This is a genomic window from Streptomyces anatolicus (genome assembly GCF_019400875.1).
Taxonomy (GTDB): domain Bacteria; phylum Actinomycetota; class Actinomycetes; order Streptomycetales; family Streptomycetaceae; genus Streptomyces; species Streptomyces anatolicus.
In genome coordinates, this window is sequence record NZ_WMBF01000101.1 from 1 (window position 1) to 17,442 (window position 17,442).

The 17,442-nt window shown below is 74.1% G+C and carries 15 protein-coding genes; 11 read left to right on the plus strand and 4 right to left on the minus strand.

Annotation, left to right across the window (positions count from 1 at the left end; translation table 11 throughout):
• The 4 genes from GKQ77_RS12450 to GKQ77_RS12465 form a co-directional block, all read left to right on the plus strand.
• Window positions 1–1,491, plus strand: a 1,491-nt coding sequence (locus tag GKQ77_RS12450) for an ATP-binding protein (protein ID WP_219688781.1), incomplete at its 5' end; no start/stop codon positions are given.
• Between the two features lie 6 nt (window positions 1,492–1,497).
• Complete coding sequence (locus GKQ77_RS12455; RefSeq protein ID WP_219688782.1) at window positions 1,498–3,105, plus strand: ABC transporter substrate-binding protein; 1,608 nt, start codon at window positions 1,498–1,500, stop codon at window positions 3,103–3,105.
• A 50-nt stretch (window positions 3,106–3,155) separates the two neighbouring features.
• Window positions 3,156–3,443, plus strand: a complete 288-nt coding sequence (locus tag GKQ77_RS12460) for a hypothetical protein (protein WP_219688783.1) — start codon at window positions 3,156–3,158, stop codon at window positions 3,441–3,443.
• A gap of 357 nt (window positions 3,444–3,800) precedes the next feature.
• Complete coding sequence (locus GKQ77_RS12465) at window positions 3,801–5,462, plus strand: ABC-F family ATP-binding cassette domain-containing protein (protein WP_219688784.1); 1,662 nt, start codon at window positions 3,801–3,803, stop codon at window positions 5,460–5,462.
• On the opposite strand, the gene GKQ77_RS12470 is transcribed toward GKQ77_RS12465, so the two are convergent.
• The gene (locus tag GKQ77_RS12470; RefSeq protein ID WP_219688785.1) at window positions 5,449–7,173 is read right to left on the minus strand and encodes a dihydroxyacetone kinase family protein; all 1,725 of its coding nucleotides are present in this window, start codon (window positions 7,171–7,173) and stop codon (window positions 5,449–5,451) included. The genes GKQ77_RS12465 and GKQ77_RS12470 overlap by 14 nt on opposite strands.
• Window positions 7,174–7,448: 275 nt before the next feature.
• Here GKQ77_RS12470 and GKQ77_RS12475 point away from each other — a divergent pair, with 275 nt between their 5' ends.
• Together GKQ77_RS12475 and GKQ77_RS12480 are read left to right on the plus strand one after the other, a co-directional pair.
• Window positions 7,449–8,246 carry a helix-turn-helix domain-containing protein gene (locus GKQ77_RS12475; RefSeq protein WP_219688786.1) on the plus strand — a complete coding sequence of 266 codons (798 nt, stop codon included), beginning with the start codon at window positions 7,449–7,451 and terminating at the stop codon, window positions 8,244–8,246.
• A 44-nt stretch (window positions 8,247–8,290) separates the two neighbouring features.
• Window positions 8,291–9,058: a 2OG-Fe dioxygenase family protein gene (locus GKQ77_RS12480; protein ID WP_219688787.1), complete on the plus strand. Its 768-nt coding sequence runs from the start codon at window positions 8,291–8,293 to the stop codon at window positions 9,056–9,058.
• Here the strand turns inward: GKQ77_RS12480 and GKQ77_RS12485 are convergent.
• The gene (locus GKQ77_RS12485; protein WP_219688788.1) at window positions 9,030–10,469 is read right to left on the minus strand and encodes a diacylglycerol/lipid kinase family protein; all 1,440 of its coding nucleotides are present in this window, start codon (window positions 10,467–10,469) and stop codon (window positions 9,030–9,032) included. The two genes, GKQ77_RS12480 and GKQ77_RS12485, sit on opposite strands and share 29 nt — an antisense overlap.
• A gap of 183 nt (window positions 10,470–10,652) precedes the next feature.
• On the opposite strand from GKQ77_RS12485, the gene GKQ77_RS12490 reads away from it, so the two are divergent.
• The 3 genes from GKQ77_RS12490 (at window position 10,653) to GKQ77_RS12495 (ending at window position 13,243) form a co-directional block, all read left to right on the plus strand.
• Window positions 10,653–12,194, plus strand: a complete 1,542-nt coding sequence (locus tag GKQ77_RS12490; RefSeq protein ID WP_219688789.1) for a bifunctional phosphatase PAP2/diacylglycerol kinase family protein — start codon at window positions 10,653–10,655, stop codon at window positions 12,192–12,194.
• A 163-nt stretch (window positions 12,195–12,357) separates the two neighbouring features.
• On the plus strand, window positions 12,358–12,483 hold the full coding sequence (locus GKQ77_RS33315) for a hypothetical protein (RefSeq protein WP_258021230.1): 126 nt from the start codon (window positions 12,358–12,360) through the stop codon (window positions 12,481–12,483).
• A gap of 76 nt (window positions 12,484–12,559) precedes the next feature.
• Window positions 12,560–13,243 (plus strand): glycerophosphodiester phosphodiesterase, encoded by a 684-nt coding sequence (locus GKQ77_RS12495; protein WP_125511322.1) that lies wholly within the window; start codon window positions 12,560–12,562, stop codon window positions 13,241–13,243.
• On the opposite strand, the gene GKQ77_RS12500 is transcribed toward GKQ77_RS12495, so the two are convergent.
• Window positions 13,233–13,787: a GNAT family N-acetyltransferase gene (locus tag GKQ77_RS12500; protein ID WP_219688790.1), complete on the minus strand. Its 555-nt coding sequence runs from the start codon at window positions 13,785–13,787 to the stop codon at window positions 13,233–13,235. The two genes, GKQ77_RS12495 and GKQ77_RS12500, sit on opposite strands and share 11 nt — an antisense overlap.
• Before the next feature lie 70 nt (window positions 13,788–13,857).
• Here GKQ77_RS12500 and GKQ77_RS12505 point away from each other — a divergent pair, with 70 nt between their 5' ends.
• Entirely contained in the window at window positions 13,858–14,250 is a 393-nt protein-coding gene (locus GKQ77_RS12505; protein ID WP_219688791.1) for a VOC family protein, read from the plus strand.
• A gap of 179 nt (window positions 14,251–14,429) precedes the next feature.
• Window positions 14,430–15,782 carry an NAD(P)/FAD-dependent oxidoreductase gene (locus GKQ77_RS12510; protein WP_219688792.1) on the plus strand — a complete coding sequence of 451 codons (1,353 nt, stop codon included), beginning with the start codon at window positions 14,430–14,432 and terminating at the stop codon, window positions 15,780–15,782.
• Here GKQ77_RS12510 and GKQ77_RS12515 read toward each other — a convergent pair.
• Window positions 15,768–17,442 (minus strand): penicillin acylase family protein (locus tag GKQ77_RS12515; protein WP_219688793.1); only part of this gene is annotated, 1,675 nt, incomplete at its 5' end. The genes GKQ77_RS12510 and GKQ77_RS12515 overlap by 15 nt on opposite strands.

A 17,442-nucleotide genomic window follows, 5' to 3' on the forward strand; every position in this document is an offset into this window, starting at 1 on the left:
GCCATCTCCCGCGCGCTGCGCCGCGAGTACGCGCACCGGTATCGCGCGGGCGGCGAGCGGGACTGGTACCGCGGCCGCTTCCCCCAACTCGCCGCGGACACCGGCCCCTTGGAACTGCTCGGCGACTGGTACCACCAGGGAGGGGACTATCTGCGCGCGGTCGAGCGGACGCTCGTGGCGGCCTTCCGGCACGATGTCGCCGGTTCCTACGGCCGGTTGCAGCGCTGGAACCGCGAGCCGTGGCCCCTGGTGCTCCTCGACGACGTGCATCTGCCCGCCGGGCGGCGCTTCCTCGACCTGCTCCTCGAACACCGGGCGATGTCCGGGTCTCCCGAGCGCGAGGAACTGGTCGTCGTGGCGACCCGGCTCGGCGAACCGCCGGGCAGCGACCCGGGACCGGTCCGGCGCGAACTGGCCGACCTGGTGCGGACCTCCGGCTGGGAGCGTCGCGGCACCGCGCCGTCGGCGGGGCTGCTCACCGTCCCCCTCACCCCGCTGAGCCGAGACGACGTACTGCCGCTCCTCGAGGCCGGTTCGGCGGGCGCCCCGCTCCACCCCTATCTCGCCTCCGCCCTGCACTCACTGACCGGCGGCCACCCCGCGGCGACGACCATGCTCTGCTCGGCGGTACGCGCCGCGACCCGCGCGGGCCTCGCCGTGGCCCCGCGCGACCTCCTCGAACTCCCCGCCAAGGACGGCCGTCCCGTCGGCGAGGCGCTGCTCGAGCGGCTGCTTCCGGACCGGCGCCAGCGGGACCGGCTGACGCTCCTCTCGCTGGCCAGGGACAGCGCGGCAGCCGAGGCGCTGGCGACCCGGCTGCGTCTGGAGGGCCCGGAGCAGCTGCCCGCGAACGCGGTCACGGACTACCTCGAACAGCAGCACTGGCAGCGTCTGACACCGCCCGAGAGCCCGCTGGTGACGGATCCGCTGCTCCAGAAGCTCCTGGTGCACGAGGCCCGCAGGCTCTCCCCCGGACCCGACGACAGCCGGGGCTGGCAGGAGATCCACCGTTTCCTGCAGAACCACCACGCCCAGCGCGGCGACGACGGGCAGGCCGACGCGCTGCGCCACATGCTCGCCGCGGGCGGCGTCGAGACGGTGGTGGCCTCCCTGGCCGAGGAGTTCCAGTCGGAGCGTGACGAGCGGGGCGCGGGGCACTGGCTGCGCTGTCTGCGGTATGCCGCGACCGCGCCCACCCCGCCCGCGCGGGACTGGGAGGACGACCGGCTGCGGATCGCGCTCGGCGCGCACGACGGGCGCTATGTCCACCTCGACGACACCGAGCGGTGCGTCAACCGGCTGCTGCACGCCCTGTGGTACCTGTCCGAGCCGCACACGGAGCCTGATCCCGACACGTGCACGGCCATCGAGCAGGAGCTTGCCTATCTCTCCCTGCGTCACCCTTCCTGGCGTGTCGCGCTCGGTCAGGCGGCCCGCCGGTGGCCGGCCGCCGCCCGGGACAAGCGCCCCCTCCCGATACCAGGACAGTGAGGAAGCATGCTGTTCCGTCGCCATCCCCGCGAGTGGGGACCGATCGAGTGGGCCGCCGTCCTGGGGCTGGCCCTGGTGGCCGGGGTCGCCGTCGCCGTCGTCACCCTCGGCGCGCGCGGGCCCGGCAGATGCGGTGACGATCTGCGCGAGCTGGGCGGGGACTGCGTCGGGGTGACCGAGAGCGCCTTCGACGCCGACCCGCGCCTGAAGAGCCTCATCGAGGCGGTGGCCGAGGAGAACGCCGAGGTGAGGCGGGACGCCGAGTCCCCTGCGGACAACGGCGCCAGGATCCCGTACGTGCGGATCGCGCTGATGATGCCGTACACCTCGGACGGGTCGAGCGCGATGACCACCGACATGATCCGGCGCGCGCTGGCCGGGGCGCTGGCCGCCCAGCAGGAGGCCAACAGCGGCAGCGGGCCCCACTACCAGCTGCTGTTCGCGCCCGACGGCCGCAACCTCGACCACTGGGAGCCGGTCGTCGAGCGGCTGGGCGAGCTGACGAAGGACAAGGAGACTCCGCTGGTCGGTGTGACGGGGATTCCCAGCAGTACTCCCGAGACGCGGCGGACGATCGCCGCGCTCAGCGACCGCGGCATCCCCACCGTCGGACCCGTCATCACCGCGGCCGACATGAACGCCGGCCATTTCTTCAAGACGTCACCGAACAACGACCAGTTCGCCCGCGCCCTGAAGCAGTACCTGAAGAAGCGGCCGCAGCGGGGCGAGGGGTTCCTGGTCTGGGACAACCGCAGCGAGGACGTGTACTCGCGGAACCTGCGGCGGGTCTTCGAGAAGCACTTCGGCGACACGTACGACTTCAAGGGCCACAACTCCAACTTCACCGGCTCCTCCGGCGCCGACAAAGGCATCCCCCAGCGGTTCACGGACGCCGTGCAGAAGATCTGCACCGCGCGGTCCGACACCGTCTTCTTCGCCGGACGTGACCAGGACCTGCCCGCCTTCGTCAAACGCCTCGCGCAGGAGGGCGATTGCGGCCGCGGCTCTGAGCTGCGGCTGCTGAAGGTGGGCATCGGGCTCGAACCCACCCTCACCACGGACGAGACCACCCGCTGGCTCAAGGAGGCACGCGCCACGATCGTCGACGCGTCGTCCGTGGATCCGGCCTGGTGGGGCAAGGGCGGGCAGGATCCCGGACACGAACCGCCGCGGGCGCTCGGCCGCTTCCTCGACCGCTTCCACAAGCTCGAGAAGGAGCACGAGCTGGGGGCCAAGCCCCTCAACGACGGGTACGCGGTGATGTACCACGACGCGTTCACGCTGCTCGCCGACGCCGTCGACCGCACCTACAGCGAGATCAACGAGGGTGCGGGGAAGCCGGAGGGGAAGAAGGCGCCGCTGATCCCGACGAAGAACGACGTCTACAACACCCTCATCATGCCGAGCATCTCCGCGAACGGCTGCAGCAACTGCCTGCGGGGCGCCGCGGGCAGCTACGGCTTCGAGGGGCCGGGGGCGAACGACCAGTGGGCGGTCTGCAAGCCGGTCCCGATCGTGGAGTACCCGGCTCCCCGGGGCAAGGCGGCGGAGCGGGAACGTCCGCCGCTGTACCGGACGTTCAGGGACGGCGAGAAGAGCGCCTGCCCGAATTGACCACTCCGTGGGTCCTGCCGTTGTCAGTGGCGGCTGGCAGCCTGGGTGGCATGGACAGCGATGACGAGCAGCTGCTGCGCGGCCGGGTCTACGGCCATGACCACGACCAGCCGGGCCCGCGGCCGGGGCAGCGGTACGCCGAGTTGGTCGGCGGCCCGCTGGACGGCCTGCTGCTCGACATCACCGAGTGGACGGGCGACGACTGGACGCGCGTCGAGAGGGAGACGGGCGTCGCGCTCCCGACCGAGCTGGGGCGTTTTGGTGCCGGGGGCCGGGCGATGTACGCGCCTCGGCCCGGCGATCCGCGCCGCTTCGACTGGTCCGGCGACATGCCGTGACCTGCGCCGTCCGGGCTCCGGGGGCCATTTGTTCCTACGGGCGTCCGGGGCGCCGTCCATTCCTACGGGCGTCGGGGGCGCCGTTTATTCCAACGGCCATCCGGGGCGCCGCCCATTCCCACGCCCATCCGGGGCGCCCTCCATCCCCACAGGCGTCCGGGCCACCGTTAATTACAACGGCCATCCGGCGCGCGCTTGGTAATATCGCTGTCATGGCACGAGGTATCTGGTCGCAGAAGGTCCGCTCCGCCCGCTGACGGCGGCGCCCCTTCCCTGCTGAATTCGCGCTCGCCGTTCCGGTTCCCGCCGGGCGGCCCCTTCTCGCTGCCCGGCTCCCCTGCGAGCTGCGGAGCATCCGTGAATCCCACCCCGACCCCCGAAGCCACCTCCCTGCCCGTCCAGGCGGGCGAAAGCGCGCACATCCGCGCCGAGGACGTCACCGTCAGCCTCGGTTCCCGGCGCGTCCTCGACGGCGTCTGCCTCACCGTCTCCGCCCGGTCCCGGATCGCCGTCGTCGGCGAGAACGGCCGCGGCAAGACGACCCTGCTGCACGTCCTCGCCGGACTGCTCACGCCCGACGAGGGCACTGTGCGCCGGGCCGGCACGATCGGCCTCGCCCGCCAGGAGCTGTCAGCGCAAGACGGCGAGACCGTCGGCACCCTGACCTCCGAGGCGCTCGCCGCGTCGCTCGCGGCCCTCACCGCCCTGGACGAGGCGACCCTCGGTCTGGCCGGGGGCGACCCCACCGCCGACGACCGCTACGCCGCCGCGCTCGACGCCGCCACCCGGCTCGACGCGTGGGACGCCGAGCGCCGCGTCGACATCGCCCTCGATGCCCTCGGCGCCTGCACCGACCGGAACCGCCCCCTGGCGACCCTGTCGGTCGGGCAGCGCTACCGGGTCCGCCTCGCGTGCCTGCTCGGCGCGCACCACGACGTCCTGCTCCTCGACGAGCCGACCAACCACCTCGACGCCGGCGGCCTCGACTTCCTGACCCGCAGGCTGCGCGAGCACGACGGCGGCCTCGCCGTCGTCAGCCACGACCGGGCGCTGCTGCGCGATGTCGCCGACCGGTTCCTCGACCTCGACCCGACCCGCGACGGGAAGCCGCGCCTTTACGCGGGCGGCTACGACGCCTGGCAGGACGCCCGGCGCCGGGAGCGGGAGCGCTGGGAGCAGGAGCACGAGGAGCAGCAGGCCGAGCACCGGCGTCTGAAGGACTCCGTGGCCAAGGCCCGCGACCGGCTCTCCACCGGCTGGCGGCCGGAGAAGGGGACCGGCAAGCACCAGCGCCAGTCCCGCGCCCCGGGTGTCGTACAGGCCCTGAAGAGGCAGCAGGAAGCGCTGGAGGCGCACCGGATCGACGTACCGGAGCCGCCGCCCGTGCCGCGGTGGCCGGACCCGGGTGTCCGGCCGGGCGCGCCGCAGCTGCGGGCCCACGGCGTCGCGGTCGACGGGCGCCTCGCGGGGCCCGTCGACCTCACCCTCGACGGCGGCGACCGGCTGCTCGTCACCGGGCCGAACGGCGCCGGGAAGTCGACGCTGCTCGCCGTCCTCGCGGGGGCGCTGCGCCCCACGGAGGGGGAGGTCCGGGCGGCTCGGGGGGCGCGGATCGTGCGCGTCACCCAGGAGACCGCCGGGCAGGACCCCGGCCTCACCGCCCGCGAGGTGCACGCCCGGCACGTGGGGCGGCTGGTGGCCCGCGGCGTGCTCCGCGAGGCCGACGCGGTCCCGCTGGGGGCGCTCGGCCTGCTGGACTCCGACGCGCTGCGCACGCCGGTCGGGCGCATGTCGCAGGGGCAGCGGCGCCGCCTCGACCTGGCGCTCGCGCTGGCCGGCCGGCCCGGCCTCCTCCTGCTCGACGAGCCGACCAACCATCTGTCGTCGGTGCTGGTCGACGAGGTGACCGCGGCGGTCCGCGCCACGAGCGCCGCGGTCGTCGTCGCGACGCACGACCGTCAACTGCTGCGGGACCTCGCGGACTGGCCGCGCCTCGAGGTGCGGCTCAGGGCACGGTGATGTAGCCGGGAGCGGGCAGGCGCGGGGCCGTGGCGGGCTCGTGGATGTCCGCGAGGGCCATGAACAGCAGCGCCACGGCGAGGGCGCCGGGGTCCGGGACGCCGAGGGCGTGGTCCCCCACATAGCTGGCCCGGCCGCGCCGGGGCCGCAGGGACGCGGTGCCGAGCGCCCCGCGGATGGCCGCCTGGGCCGCTTCGGTGAGCGGCGCTTCGGCGGCCTCGTCCCGCGCGGATTCGGCGAGCGACTGGGCGGCGGGGGCGAGGGCGTCGACCAGCGTGCAGTCGCCGGGGCTCGCGCCGCCGACCCGGTGGATGGCGGCGAAGCCGGCCTCGGCGGCCCGCGCGAGCGCGGCGGCGGAGGGCGCCCCGCCGTCGGCCGGGGAGGCGGTGGCGAGGTGCTGGAAGAGGAGCCCGAAGAGGGGGCCGCTGGTGCCGCCGACGTCGTTGAGGAAGGCCTCCGCGAGGGCCGCCGTGCCGTCGAGTCCGCGCTCGTCGGCGAGCTTCACCGCGCGTCGTACGCCGCCCGCGAGGTTGTCGCCGAAGTCGCCGTCGCCGACGAGCTGGTCGAGCTTGGTCAGGTTGTCGCGGACCTGGGTGACCGTCTGCGCGTAGCGGTCGAGGAGGGCGCGGTCGCCGCCCTGGGCCGGGGTGGCGGCGGTGCCGGCCGGGGAGGTCGCGGGCTCCCGCGAGGGCTGGGCCTGGGCGTCCGGGGTGAGCGTGGGGCGCGGCAGGACGAGCGGGGTGCGGGTCGGAGCCGTCCACAGGTCGGCCCAGCCCTCCTCCAGTCGCGTCAGGGTGAGGGAGAAGCCCGCCATGTCCAGGGCGGCGGTGTAGGTGCCGGGCACGGTGAGGACCGGCCGGACGCCGCGGGCGGTCAGCTCGTCGTGGAGCAGGACACCGATGGCGTTCAGCTCCAGCTCCGTGGTGGCGCCGAGGCCGTTGACGAGGGCGATGACCTCGCTTGGGCCCTCGGGGAGCGCGTCGAGCAGGTCGTCGGTCATCCGCCGGACGAGGTCGCCGATGGCGGGGCGCGCGATGGTGCGGGTGCCGCGTTCGCCGTGGATGCCGACGCCGTAGTCGAGGGTGTCCGCAGCCAGGGTGAAGGCCGGAGCGAGGGTGGTGGGCGAGGTCTGGGCGCGGGCGGCGACCGCGATGCTGCGGGAGGCGGCCACGACCCGCTTCCCGAGATCGGCCAGTTCCTCCAGCGTGGCGCCCTGGTCGGCGGCGGCGCCCAGCAGCTTCTCGACGACGACCGTGGCGGCGGTGCCCCGGCGGCCGGTCGCGCTGTCCGCGCTGTCGGTGGCGAGATCGTCGTCGACCAGGACGGTGGCGACCGGGATCCCGTCGTGCCGCAGGCGCTCCGCCGCGATCTGGAAGTTGATCACGTCGCCGGTGTAGTTCTTGATGACGAGCAGGACGCCGCCGCTCTTGGCCGCGGCCGCGCTGGCCTCGTAGATCTGCCGGTTGTGCGGGGAGGCGAAGACCTCGCCGGGACAGACGGCGTCCAGTCCTCCGCGCCCCAGGAGCCCGGTGTGCAGGGGCTCGTGCCCCGAGCCGCCGCCCGAGACCAGCGCGACCGTGCGGTCGGGGTGCGGGTCGCGCGCCCGCAGGTACAGCGGGGAGGTGTTCACCTCGATCAGCCCGGCGTGGGCGAGGGCCAGACCGCGGGCGGCGGTCAGCACGGGGTGGGTCTCCGGCAGGAAGTAGCTCATCGGTGAGTTCTCCGTACGTGTGCGGGGCCTGCGGCGGGTGTGCGGTGGCGCAGGGTGTGCGGCCCTTGGGTGCGGCGTACGCGGCCCGGGGGCGCGGCGCTCACCATGGACCTCCTCCCGCCGTGAAGAACGGCACGCCCGGCTACCGGCACTCTCGCGTTCCGGTCCACCGGTTCGTGTGCGACGCTGTCAACCTGCCCCGGCCCGGGCGCGCGAGCGCGCGGGCCACGCGGCGCTCACCAGCAGGCAACCCCATCTTTGCGAGGTCTTTACCCTTGCCGGACGCACGACGCGAGGACCTGGGCCGGATGCTGCGCGCCTGGCGGATGGCGCGGGACCCGCGTCTGGTGCCGGGCCCCGTCCCGTTCCGCGGCCACCGCGGCTACCTCACGCAGCTCGACATGGCCCTGCTCCTCGGCGTCTCCGAGCGCTGGTACCGCGCGCTGGAGCGGGGCGAGGACCGCGGCTACGCCCCGGAGATGATCGCTGGGGTGGCCCGCATCCTGGACCTCTCCCCCGCGCGGACGGAGGCCCTGTTCCGGGGCACGGGCCACCGCCCGCCGCGCCGCCCGGCGCACAGGGCCCGCCCCGACGAGGCCATGCTCGATCTGCTGCACCAGCAGCGGCGCGTGAGCTGGATCTGCGACCCGGCCTGGGACGTGGTGGCGGTCAACGCCGTGGCCGCGCGCCACTGCCCCTGGCTGACCCATCCCGACGCGAACGTCATGACCTGGGCCTTCTCGCCGCAGGCCCGCTACCAGCTGCGCGACTGGGAATCCCGGTGGGCCGGTCCGCTGCTCGCCCGGCTGCGTCTGGCCTGGCAGCGGATGCCGGACGACGAGCGTCTGGACGAGGTGGTGCGGGCCGTGCGGGGCGAGCCGGGAGTCGCCGCGCTGTGGGACGGCGCGGCGGACGTCCCCGACCCGGACGAGGCGCGGGCCCGGCCGGTGTACTTCCCGCTGGTCTCGCCCGATCCGGTCGACGTACGTGTGAGGACCTACGGGCGTTACGACGACGACGCGCTGCGCTGGATCGTCGTGACGCCCGTGGACACCGGCGTCACGTTCCCCTGAGCGCTGCGGATGCCAGTTGCGGCGGCGCATAGCAGCATGACCGTATGGATGACGACCGGACCGCAGACGGCGCGGGGCCCCTGGTCCAGGCGGCGCGCGAAGACGTCGCCGGACGTGGCTGGCACCTGATGGCCCCGGCCGAGGCCTCGACTTGTGTGAGCGCCGACACCTCGGTGTGGGAACGGTTCGCCGCCCACTGGGAAGACCTGGTGACGGACCCTTACGCGGCCGAGAAAGGTACGCGCCGTCTGCGGCGCTACGGGCAGTTCCTGCTCTCCCGGGACGGGGAGATCGCGCCGATGGGCCATGAGGCGTTCGTACAGCCCGAGGAGAGCAACCCCCTGTACGTGGATGTCGAACGGCACTTCGAGCCGCTGACCGAGGCGTTCCTGGCGGAGCCGGTGCTGAACGCGCTGATCCGGTTGCTCGGTGAGGTGGCCGGGGGCATGCGCGATGCCCCCGAGTGGATCGTCAGGGTGCACCCCTTCCGGGTGGTCGCGCAGGCGGACGGCCTGGCGCAGCCCACCCCCGAAGGGCGGCACAAGGACGGCGTCGACCTGGTGTCCTCACTGCTGATCGGCCGCGAGAACGTGCGCGGCGGCCGCAGCATGGTCTATGACGCGGACGGCCAGGAGATCGCGGCCACCACGCTCAGCGAGCCGGGCACCCTGCTGCTGAGCGACGACCGGGCCACGTGGCACGCCGTCTCGCCGGTCCACCCTCAGGACACCGAAAGGCCCGGCCACCGCGATGTCCTGGTGACGACGCTCACCGCTCCCGCCCCTAGTCGGCCGTCGGGCGGTACACCGTGAGCGCTTCGGGGAGCTTGTCGATCAGGAGCGCGGTGGGCGCGTCCGTCACCTCACCGTCGTACGCCATCTGCGTGCCCTCGGGCAGGCCGGAGATGACGAGCCGCTGGGGGCGGGCGGACGCGTAGACGCGGGTGCGGGTCAGCTGGCCCGCGAGTGCGGCGGCGAGCAGCCTGCTGCGGGCGAAGCGGCCGCCGTGGGCGATACGGACGTCCAGCAGGCCGTCGGCCAGATCGTGCCGTCGCACCGGGGCGAGGCCCACGCTGCGGTAGGCGCCGTTGCCCGCGAAGAGGAGCCATATGGAGCGGGCACGGCCGTTCACCACGGCCCGCAGCGGGCGCCCCGTGCGCAGGATCTGGGCGACGCCGAGCAGGGTGGCGGGCGGGCCGCCGATCTTGGGGGACCAGTGTTCCCTGCTGCGGACGAGGTCGGGGTAGCTGCCGAGGCTGAAGGTGTTGAGGAAGTACGACGGTTCGGAGGGGGTTCTGCCCGCCGGGCCGATCCCGGCGAGCGGCTTGATGCGGCCGACGTCGGCGCGGACCGCGCTGCCCTCGGCGACGGCCGCGCACGCCTCCGCGACCGTGTCGACGCCAAGGTCGGCGGCGAAGTGGTTGAACGTGCCGCCGGGCAGCACCATCAGCGGCACCTTGAACCGCAGGGCGGGCATCACGGCGGCGTTGACCGTACCGTCGCCGCCGCACACGCCGAGGACGCCGCCGCGCCGGGCGGCCTCCCGCGCCGCCTCTTCGAGGACCTTGGGCAGGGCTCCCGCCTCCTCCTCGTACAGCACCACCTCGGCACGCGGCAGCGCGGCCTTCAACTGGCGTACGGGATCAGCGAGTTGCGGCTGCGCGCCGGAGGACGGGTTGACCACGACGACCAGGCCCTCGCCCTCCGGCAGGGCGGGCGCGTCGACGCGCGGTCGCGCGGGCGGCGGCAGCTGGGCGCGCGTGGGCACCATGCCGCGCACCGCGTAGGCGGCGACCACGCCGAGGGCCGCGCCGACCAGGACGTCCCGGGGGCCGCGCGCGTCGCCGCGGGATTCGGCGTACGCGAGCGTCGCCGTGAGCGGGGCCACGGTCGCGCCCCAGCCCGGCGACTCCAGTGCCGCGCCCGCCGCGAAGGCGGCCGCCGACGCGGTGGGGCCGGAGGGGTAGGGGCCGGTGAGCGGCTTGCGGGGCAGGTGGCGCAGCAGGGGGGCCGCGTCCTTGGCCGGGCGCGACTGGCCCACCGTGTGCTTGCCCAGGGCGTTGACGGTGGTCGAGGCCAGCGCCATGGAGGAGACGCCGCGCACCGCCGCGCGCCGCCCCCGCGCCCCGCCGAACGCCCACATCCCGGCGGCGATTCCGCAGAACAGCAGTCGGTGGTCGGCGCCGAGCAGGCGCTGGGCACGGTGCCTCAAGAGATCTTTCATGCCCCCCGTATACCCCGCTTCGCGCCCCCGAGGCCAGTACGGCCGAGGCGGACTGCCGAAGGGGGTGCCCCGGGCCGCGCAGGGCCACCCCGGACCCGGTTCCAGCACGTCGGGCAGAGCCCGTGTGACCCGTTCGGGCGAGCAGTGCGGGCCCCCGCGCCCGGGCCCTGTTGCAGTGAGGCCATGAAAGGACGCATCGGCAGGATCGACCGGCGGTGGTTCGAGCGGGTGGCGACGGCGCGGCTGACCGGCGCGGAACAGGTGCTGCCGCCGCTGACTCGCGCGGCGAACCACGGGCGGCTGTGGTGCGGCGCGGCCGTGGTCCTCGCGGCCGCGGGCGGGCCGGCGGCCGGGCGCGCGGCACGCCGTGGGGTGGGCGCGCTCGCGCTGGCCTCGCTGACCACCAACGCGGTCGCCAAGTACGCCGTGCGCCGCAGCCGTCCCGTGCATGACGCGGTGCCCCTGGTGCGGCGGCTGGCGAAGGCGCCCTGGACGTCGTCGTTCCCCTCCGGGCACGCGGCGTCGGCGGCGGCGTTCGCCACGGGGGTGGCCCTGGAGTCGCCCGGCTACGGCGCCGTGGTCGCGCCGGTGGCGGCGGCCGTGGCGTTCTCCCGGGTGTATGTGGGCGTCCACTACCCCACGGACGTGCTCGCCGGAATCGCGCTCGGCGCGGCCGCCGCCGCGGTCACCTGCTACTGGTGGCCGCCCCGCCCGGCGCCCTCGACGATCGAGCGGACCCGGGTGGCGGCGCCCGCGCTGCCGGAGGGCGAGGGCCTTGTGGTGGTCGTCAACTCCGGTTCCGGCAAGGCCGTCCCCGGCAAGCCGCCCGCCCGGCAGTACGTGGACCTGCTTCTGCCCAGGGCCGAGGTCCTGGTCTGCGGGCCGGGTGACGACCTGGGCAAGCTCCTGGACAAGGCGGTCGCGCGGGCCGCCGAGGCGGGCGGGGCACTCGGGGTGTGCGGCGGCGACGGCACGGTCAACGCCGCCGCCCGCCGGGCCGTCGCGGCCGGTCTTCCGCTCGCGGTGTTCCCCGGCGGCACCCTCAACCACTTCGCGCTGGACGCGGGCACGGCCACCTTCGAGGACACCGCGCACGCCGTGCGGCGCGGCCAGGCCGTGCGGGTGGACCTGGCGCGGGTCCGCGACGGCGAGGGCGCGGATGTCACGGGCTTCGTGAACACCTTCAGCATCGGTCTCTATCCGGAACTGGTGCGCAGGCGCGAGCGGTTGGAGGGCCGCATCGGCAAGTGGCCCGCCGCCACCGTGGCGTTGCTGGGTGTCCTGCGGGACGCGACGCCCCTGCGGGTACGCCTCGACGGCCACGACCGCGTCCTGTGGCTGCTGTTCGCGGGCAACGGCCGCTATCTGCCGGACGGCCTCGCCCCTACACACCGGCCCCACCTGGACGAGGGGCTGCTCGACGTCCGCACGGTCGACGCGGAGGCGCCGCTGGCCCGCACCCGGCTGACGCTCTCCGCGCTCGCGGGCGCGCTGCGGCGCTCCCACGTCTACCGGGCCGAGCGCGTCGAGCGGCTGCGGATCAGCGGCCTGGAGTCGGTGGCCGACCTGGCGTACGACGGTGAGCGGGCGCCGGCGCCGGATGCCCTGCTCCTCGACAAGCGGCAGGGCGCGCTGACCGTCTACAGCCCGGCCGATCCGGAGGACGAGATCACCCAGCTGGCGCGCACCGCCTCGCTGGCGGCGGCGCGGCGCCGCCCGGCCTGACCTGCGCGCGCCGGGCCGGGTCGTCCGTCACCGGCACGATCGGGCGGCGGGTCAACGTGCGGAGGACTCGCCCACCCCCGGGTGAAGCAGCGCGCCGCGACGGCCCCCCGCCGATAGGACAGGCGGGGTCAGCGGTCCTACGCCCGTATGGAGCAGCGCACCCATGAGCACCCGTGCCGTCCTTGTCGCCGCCCTCGTCACCGGACTGGTCCTCGGCATCGTGGGAACCAGAACGGAAGGCTCCGTTCACCCTCGTCCGGCCGGTTCCGTGGCCGACGCGGGCCGTTAGGCTGCGACATTGCCGCGTGGCCCCTCCGTCCTCGCCCCGCGGCCGCCGAGCCGCCGTCGACGGAAGCGAGTGGACCTTGAACTTCCTCACCATCGGTCATCGCGGGGTCATGGGTGTCGAACCCGAGAACACCCTCCGTTCCTTCATCGCCGCGCAAGCCGCGGGCCTCGATCTCATCGAGCTGGATCTGCATCTGAGCAAGGACGGCGCCCTCGTCGTCATGCACGACGCCGATGTGGCCCGTACGACCGACGGCAAGGGACCGATCGCCGAGAAGACCCTCGCCGAACTCCGGGAGCTGGACGCGGGCCGCGGCGAGCGCGTCCCCGTCTTCGAAGAGGTCCTGGACGCCGTACGGGCGCCGCTCCAGGCCGAGATCAAGGACGTGGCGGCCGCGCGCGCCCTCGCCGAGGTCATGCACCGCCGCGACCTGGTCTCGCGCGTGGAGGTGATCTCCTTCCACGACGCGGCGATCGCGGAGATCGCGCGCCTGGTCCCCGGCGTACGGACCGCGCTCGTCGCCAGCCGCTACGGCACCGACGTCGTGGAGCGCGCCACCGCGGTCGGCGCCACCACGCTCGTCCTCAACATCCGGCGGCTGACGCTGGAGATCGTCGAGCACGCCAGGAAGGCCGGTCTGCGGATCATCGGCTGGGTCGTGAACACGCAGGACGATCTGCGGCTTGTGCGCGCGCTCCAGCTGGACGGCGCGACCACCGACTACCCCGAGATCAAGCGGACGGGCCGCTTCACGGCCTGAGCTCCTTGACCAGGAGTTCGAACTCCAGGTCGGCGCGCTGGGGGATGCCGAAGCGCTCGTCGCCGTACGGGAAGGGGGTCATCTTTCCCGTACGGCGGTAGCCGCGCCGCTCGTACCAGGCGATGAGGTCGTCGCGTACGGATATCACGGTCATGTGCATCTCACGGGCGCCCCACTCCTCGCGCGCCACCCGCTCCGCCTCGGCGATGATCACCTTGCCGATCCCCGCGCCCTGCTGGGTCGGGCTCACCGCGAACATCCCGAAGTAGGCGTGCTCGCCGCGGTGTTCGAGCTGGCAGCAGGCGACGAGCACGCCGTCCCGTTCGACGGCGAGCAGGCGGCTCGCGGGCGACTCGATGACCTCGACGACGCCTCGCGGGTCGGTGCGCTGGCCCTGGAGGATGTCCGCCTCGGTGGTCCACCCGGCGCGGCTCGCGTCCCCGCGGTACGCCGACTCGATGAGGGCGACGAGCGCGTCGACGTCGGCGCAGACCGCGTGGCGGAAGGTGAGTTCGCCGGTGCGGGGGCGTGGGGCGGTGTCCATCGACTTCTTGCTCCGATCTGGCGCGGCCTGCTGCTCCGCCGAGCCTAACGCCCTACTAAGGTGCGTCCGCATGGTGCATGTACTGAGCAGCAGGACCCTCCTCCACCCCACCGACCCCGAGCGTTCGCGCGCGTTCTACGGCGACGCGCTGGGCCTCGCCGTCTACCGCGAGTTCGGCACGGGGCCCGAGCGCGGGACCGTCTACTTCCTCGGCGGCGGCTTCCTCGAACTCTCCGGCCGCTCCGACACCCCGCCCGGCCCCGAGATGCGGCTGTGGCTCCAGGTCCCGGACGTCCACGCGGCCCACGCGGAGCTTGCCGAGCGCGGCGTGGAGGTGGTCCGGCCGCCGGTCAAGGAGCCGTGGGGCCTGATCGAGATGTGGATCGAGGACCCGGACGGCCTGCGGATCGTCCTCGTCGAGGTCCCGCACGACCACCCCATCCGCTACCGGCCGGGAATCTGAGCCGGGGGAGATCGGGCCATGTGAAGCACGTCACACGATTCATCCATTCCGGATGCAGGGGTACAAGGCCACAGGTACGGTCCGCAGAAGATCCAGTAGATCTTCCGGCGGCCCCGGCGGCGCCGACAGCCGCGACACAGCCCTGAAGACGAACTCCCACAGTCTTGGAGTGACATCACATGGCAGCTCCCCGGATCCTCATCGTCGGCGGCGGTTTCGCCGGCATGGAGTGCGCCCACAAGCTGGAGAAGAAACTCGCGCCCCACGAGGCGGAGCTGCGGCTGATCAGCCCGATGGACCACCAGCTCTATCTGCCTCTGCTGCCGCACGTCGCCTCCGGGGTGCTCACCCCGCAGTCGGTCGCGGTGCCCCTGCGCCGGATGCTGCGCCGCACGGCCATCGTGCCGGGCGGCGCCATCGGCATCGACACCAAGGCGAAGGCCGTGATCGTCCGGAAGATCAACGGCGAGGAGGTCGTGGAGCGTTACGACTACCTGGTCCTGACCCCGGGCAGTGTGACGCGCCAGTTCGACATCCCCGGCGTCGACAAGTACGCGGTCGGCGTCAAGACGCTCGCCGAGGCCGCCTGGATCCGCGACCACGTCATCTCGCAGCTGGACCTGGCCGCGGCCAGCTCGCACCGCGAGGAGCGCGAGCAGCGGCTGCAGTTCGTGGTGGTCGGCGGCGGCTACGCGGGCGTGGAGACGGCCGCGTACCTCCAGCGGCTGACGTGCGCCGCCGTCAAGCGCTACCCGGGTCTGGACGTCTCCCAGATCAAGTGGCACGTGGTCGACGTCGCCCCGAAGCTCATGCCCGAGCTGGGCGAACGGCTCGGCGAGAAGGCGATGGAGATCATGCAGCGCCGTGGCGTGAACGTCTCGCTCGGGGTCTCCGTGGCCAAGGTCACCGAGGACACCGTCACGCTCACCGACGACCGCGTCCTGCCGTGCCGCACGCTGATCTGGACCGCGGGCGTCGCGCCGAGCCCGCTCATCGCGACGCTCGGCGCCGACACGAACAAGGGCCGCCTGGTCGTCAGGCCGGATCTGACGGTACCGGGCCTCGACGGAGTCTTCGCGCTCGGCGACGCGGCCGCCGTGCCCGACCTCGCCAAGGGCGGCGACGCCGTCTGCCCGCCGACCGCGCAGCACGCCATGCGCCAGGGCTGGGCCGCCGCGAAGAACGTCCTCGCGGCGCTGCGCGGCTTCCCGCTCACCGACTACCGGCACAAGGACATGGGCCTCGTCGTGGACCTCGGCGGCATCCAGGCGGTGTCGAAGCCGCTGGGCGTGCAGCTGACCGGGCTGCCCGCGCAGGTCGTGGCGCGCGGCTACCACCTGGGGGCGCTGCGCACGCTGACCGCCCGCTTCCGCACGGCCGCCAACTGGGGGCTCAACGCGGTCGCCGGCGACGACTACGTCCGTACCGGCTTCCAGGCCCAGCGGCCCGCCACGCTCAAGGACTTCGAGATGACGGACGCCTATCTGACGCGGGAGGAGATCGGCGCGCGGGTGGCGTCAGCCGGACTCTGACCGCCCTGCGGGCCGCAGGGTGAGGGTGGCGACCGTGTGCTTCTCCACCCGCGGCCGGGAGTAGAGCAGCGGGAAGGAGCCGTCGGCCGCCCAGGCGTCGAACAGGTCGGCGTAGTGCGGGCTGCGCGGATCGCCCGACTGGCCCGGGGCGTTCATCGCCACCGAGTTGTCCCAGGCGCCGACGTCGACGACCAGGCGGAAGGTGGCGCCCGTCGTCTGCCGGAAGCCGGGGCCGTAGGCGGCGGCGCCGACCGTGTCGCCGCTGCCGCCGCGCGGGGCGGGCCCCACTGACGCCCACGGCGGTGCGGGGCGGCCGTCGAGCAGGGCGGCGACGGGGTGGTGCGGATGGGCGTGCAGGAGCGCGCCCCAGGACCACTGGGCGGGGTCGGGGCCGAGCAGCGCGGAGACCTCGCCGACCGCGGCCGTCAGCGTGGCGTGCAGCAGGCCGGGGTCCGGGTCCGCGGCGAGCAGGGGCAGATCGATGCGGGGGTCGGCGGTGGCGTCCCCCACGGACAGGATCCGCGCCAGTGCCCCGGGGCCGAGCCCGGCGGCGCCCAGTGCCCGGTCCAGCAGGGCGGGGTGCAGGTGCCGCCGGTACCAGACCTCGAAGAGCGCGGCCGCCGCGGAGTGGGGCGTCAGGCGGGTGTCCCAGCCGCGCAGCAGGTCGAGGGCGGCGGCGACGGTGGTGTCCTGGCCGCGCACCCCGGCGAGCAGCGCCTGGACGCGCCGGGCGGGCAGACTGACGTAATCCGTCTGGAGGCGTACGCACTCCGCGACCGTCCAGTCGTCGCGCGCGGCCAGTTCCTCGGAGATCCGTTCGTGGCGCGTGGGGGCGTACCAGTCGTACGTGACGGGGTTGAGGCCGCTCGGGTGGCCGGGCGGCAGGTTCATCTGGTTGGCCGTGGCGAACCAGCCCTGCTCGGGGTCGCGTGCGGAGGGCAGTTCGGCGCTGTCGAGGAAGCCGTCCCATTCGTAGCGCCCGTCGCCCGGCACCGGGAGCGTGCCGTCCCAGCCTCGGCGCACCGGGACGCGGCCCGCGGGGTGCCAGCCGATGGTGCCGTCGGGGGCGGCGTAGACCTGGTTCTCGCCGGGAGCGCCCCAGCGGCGCATCGCGGTGACGAAGGCGTCGGGGTCGCGGGCGGCCAGGTAATCCATGCTGCCGAGGTAGGGGGCCATGCCGGGGCCGAGCCAGGCGGCGCGGACCGCGAACGCCGCGTGGCGCTCGGGGTGTTCCCGGATCACGGGGCCGTGCCGGGTGAACCACAGCTCGGCGGTGACCGGTTCGCCGCCGCGCACCGGGATCTCCTCGGTGACCAGGGTCATCGGCTCCCAGCGGTCCTGGTACCAGTACTCGTGCGGCTCGGCGGGGTTGGTGCGGTAGACGTACAGGTCCTCCTGGTCGATCGGGAAGATGGTCAGGCCGAACGCGAGGTGGCCGTTGTGGCCGATGGAGATGCCGGGCAGCGCGGGCTCTCCTGCCCCGATGACGTCGATGCCGGGGGCGCAGAGGTGCGCGAGGTAGCGCAGGGCGGGCAGGGTGATGCCGCGGTGCGGGTCGTTGGCGAACAGGGGGCGGCCGGTGGCGGTGCGGGAGGGGGCGATGACCCAGTTGTTGGAACCGTCGAGGCCTTGGCGGGGTGCCGTGTCGGCGGCCCAGGGC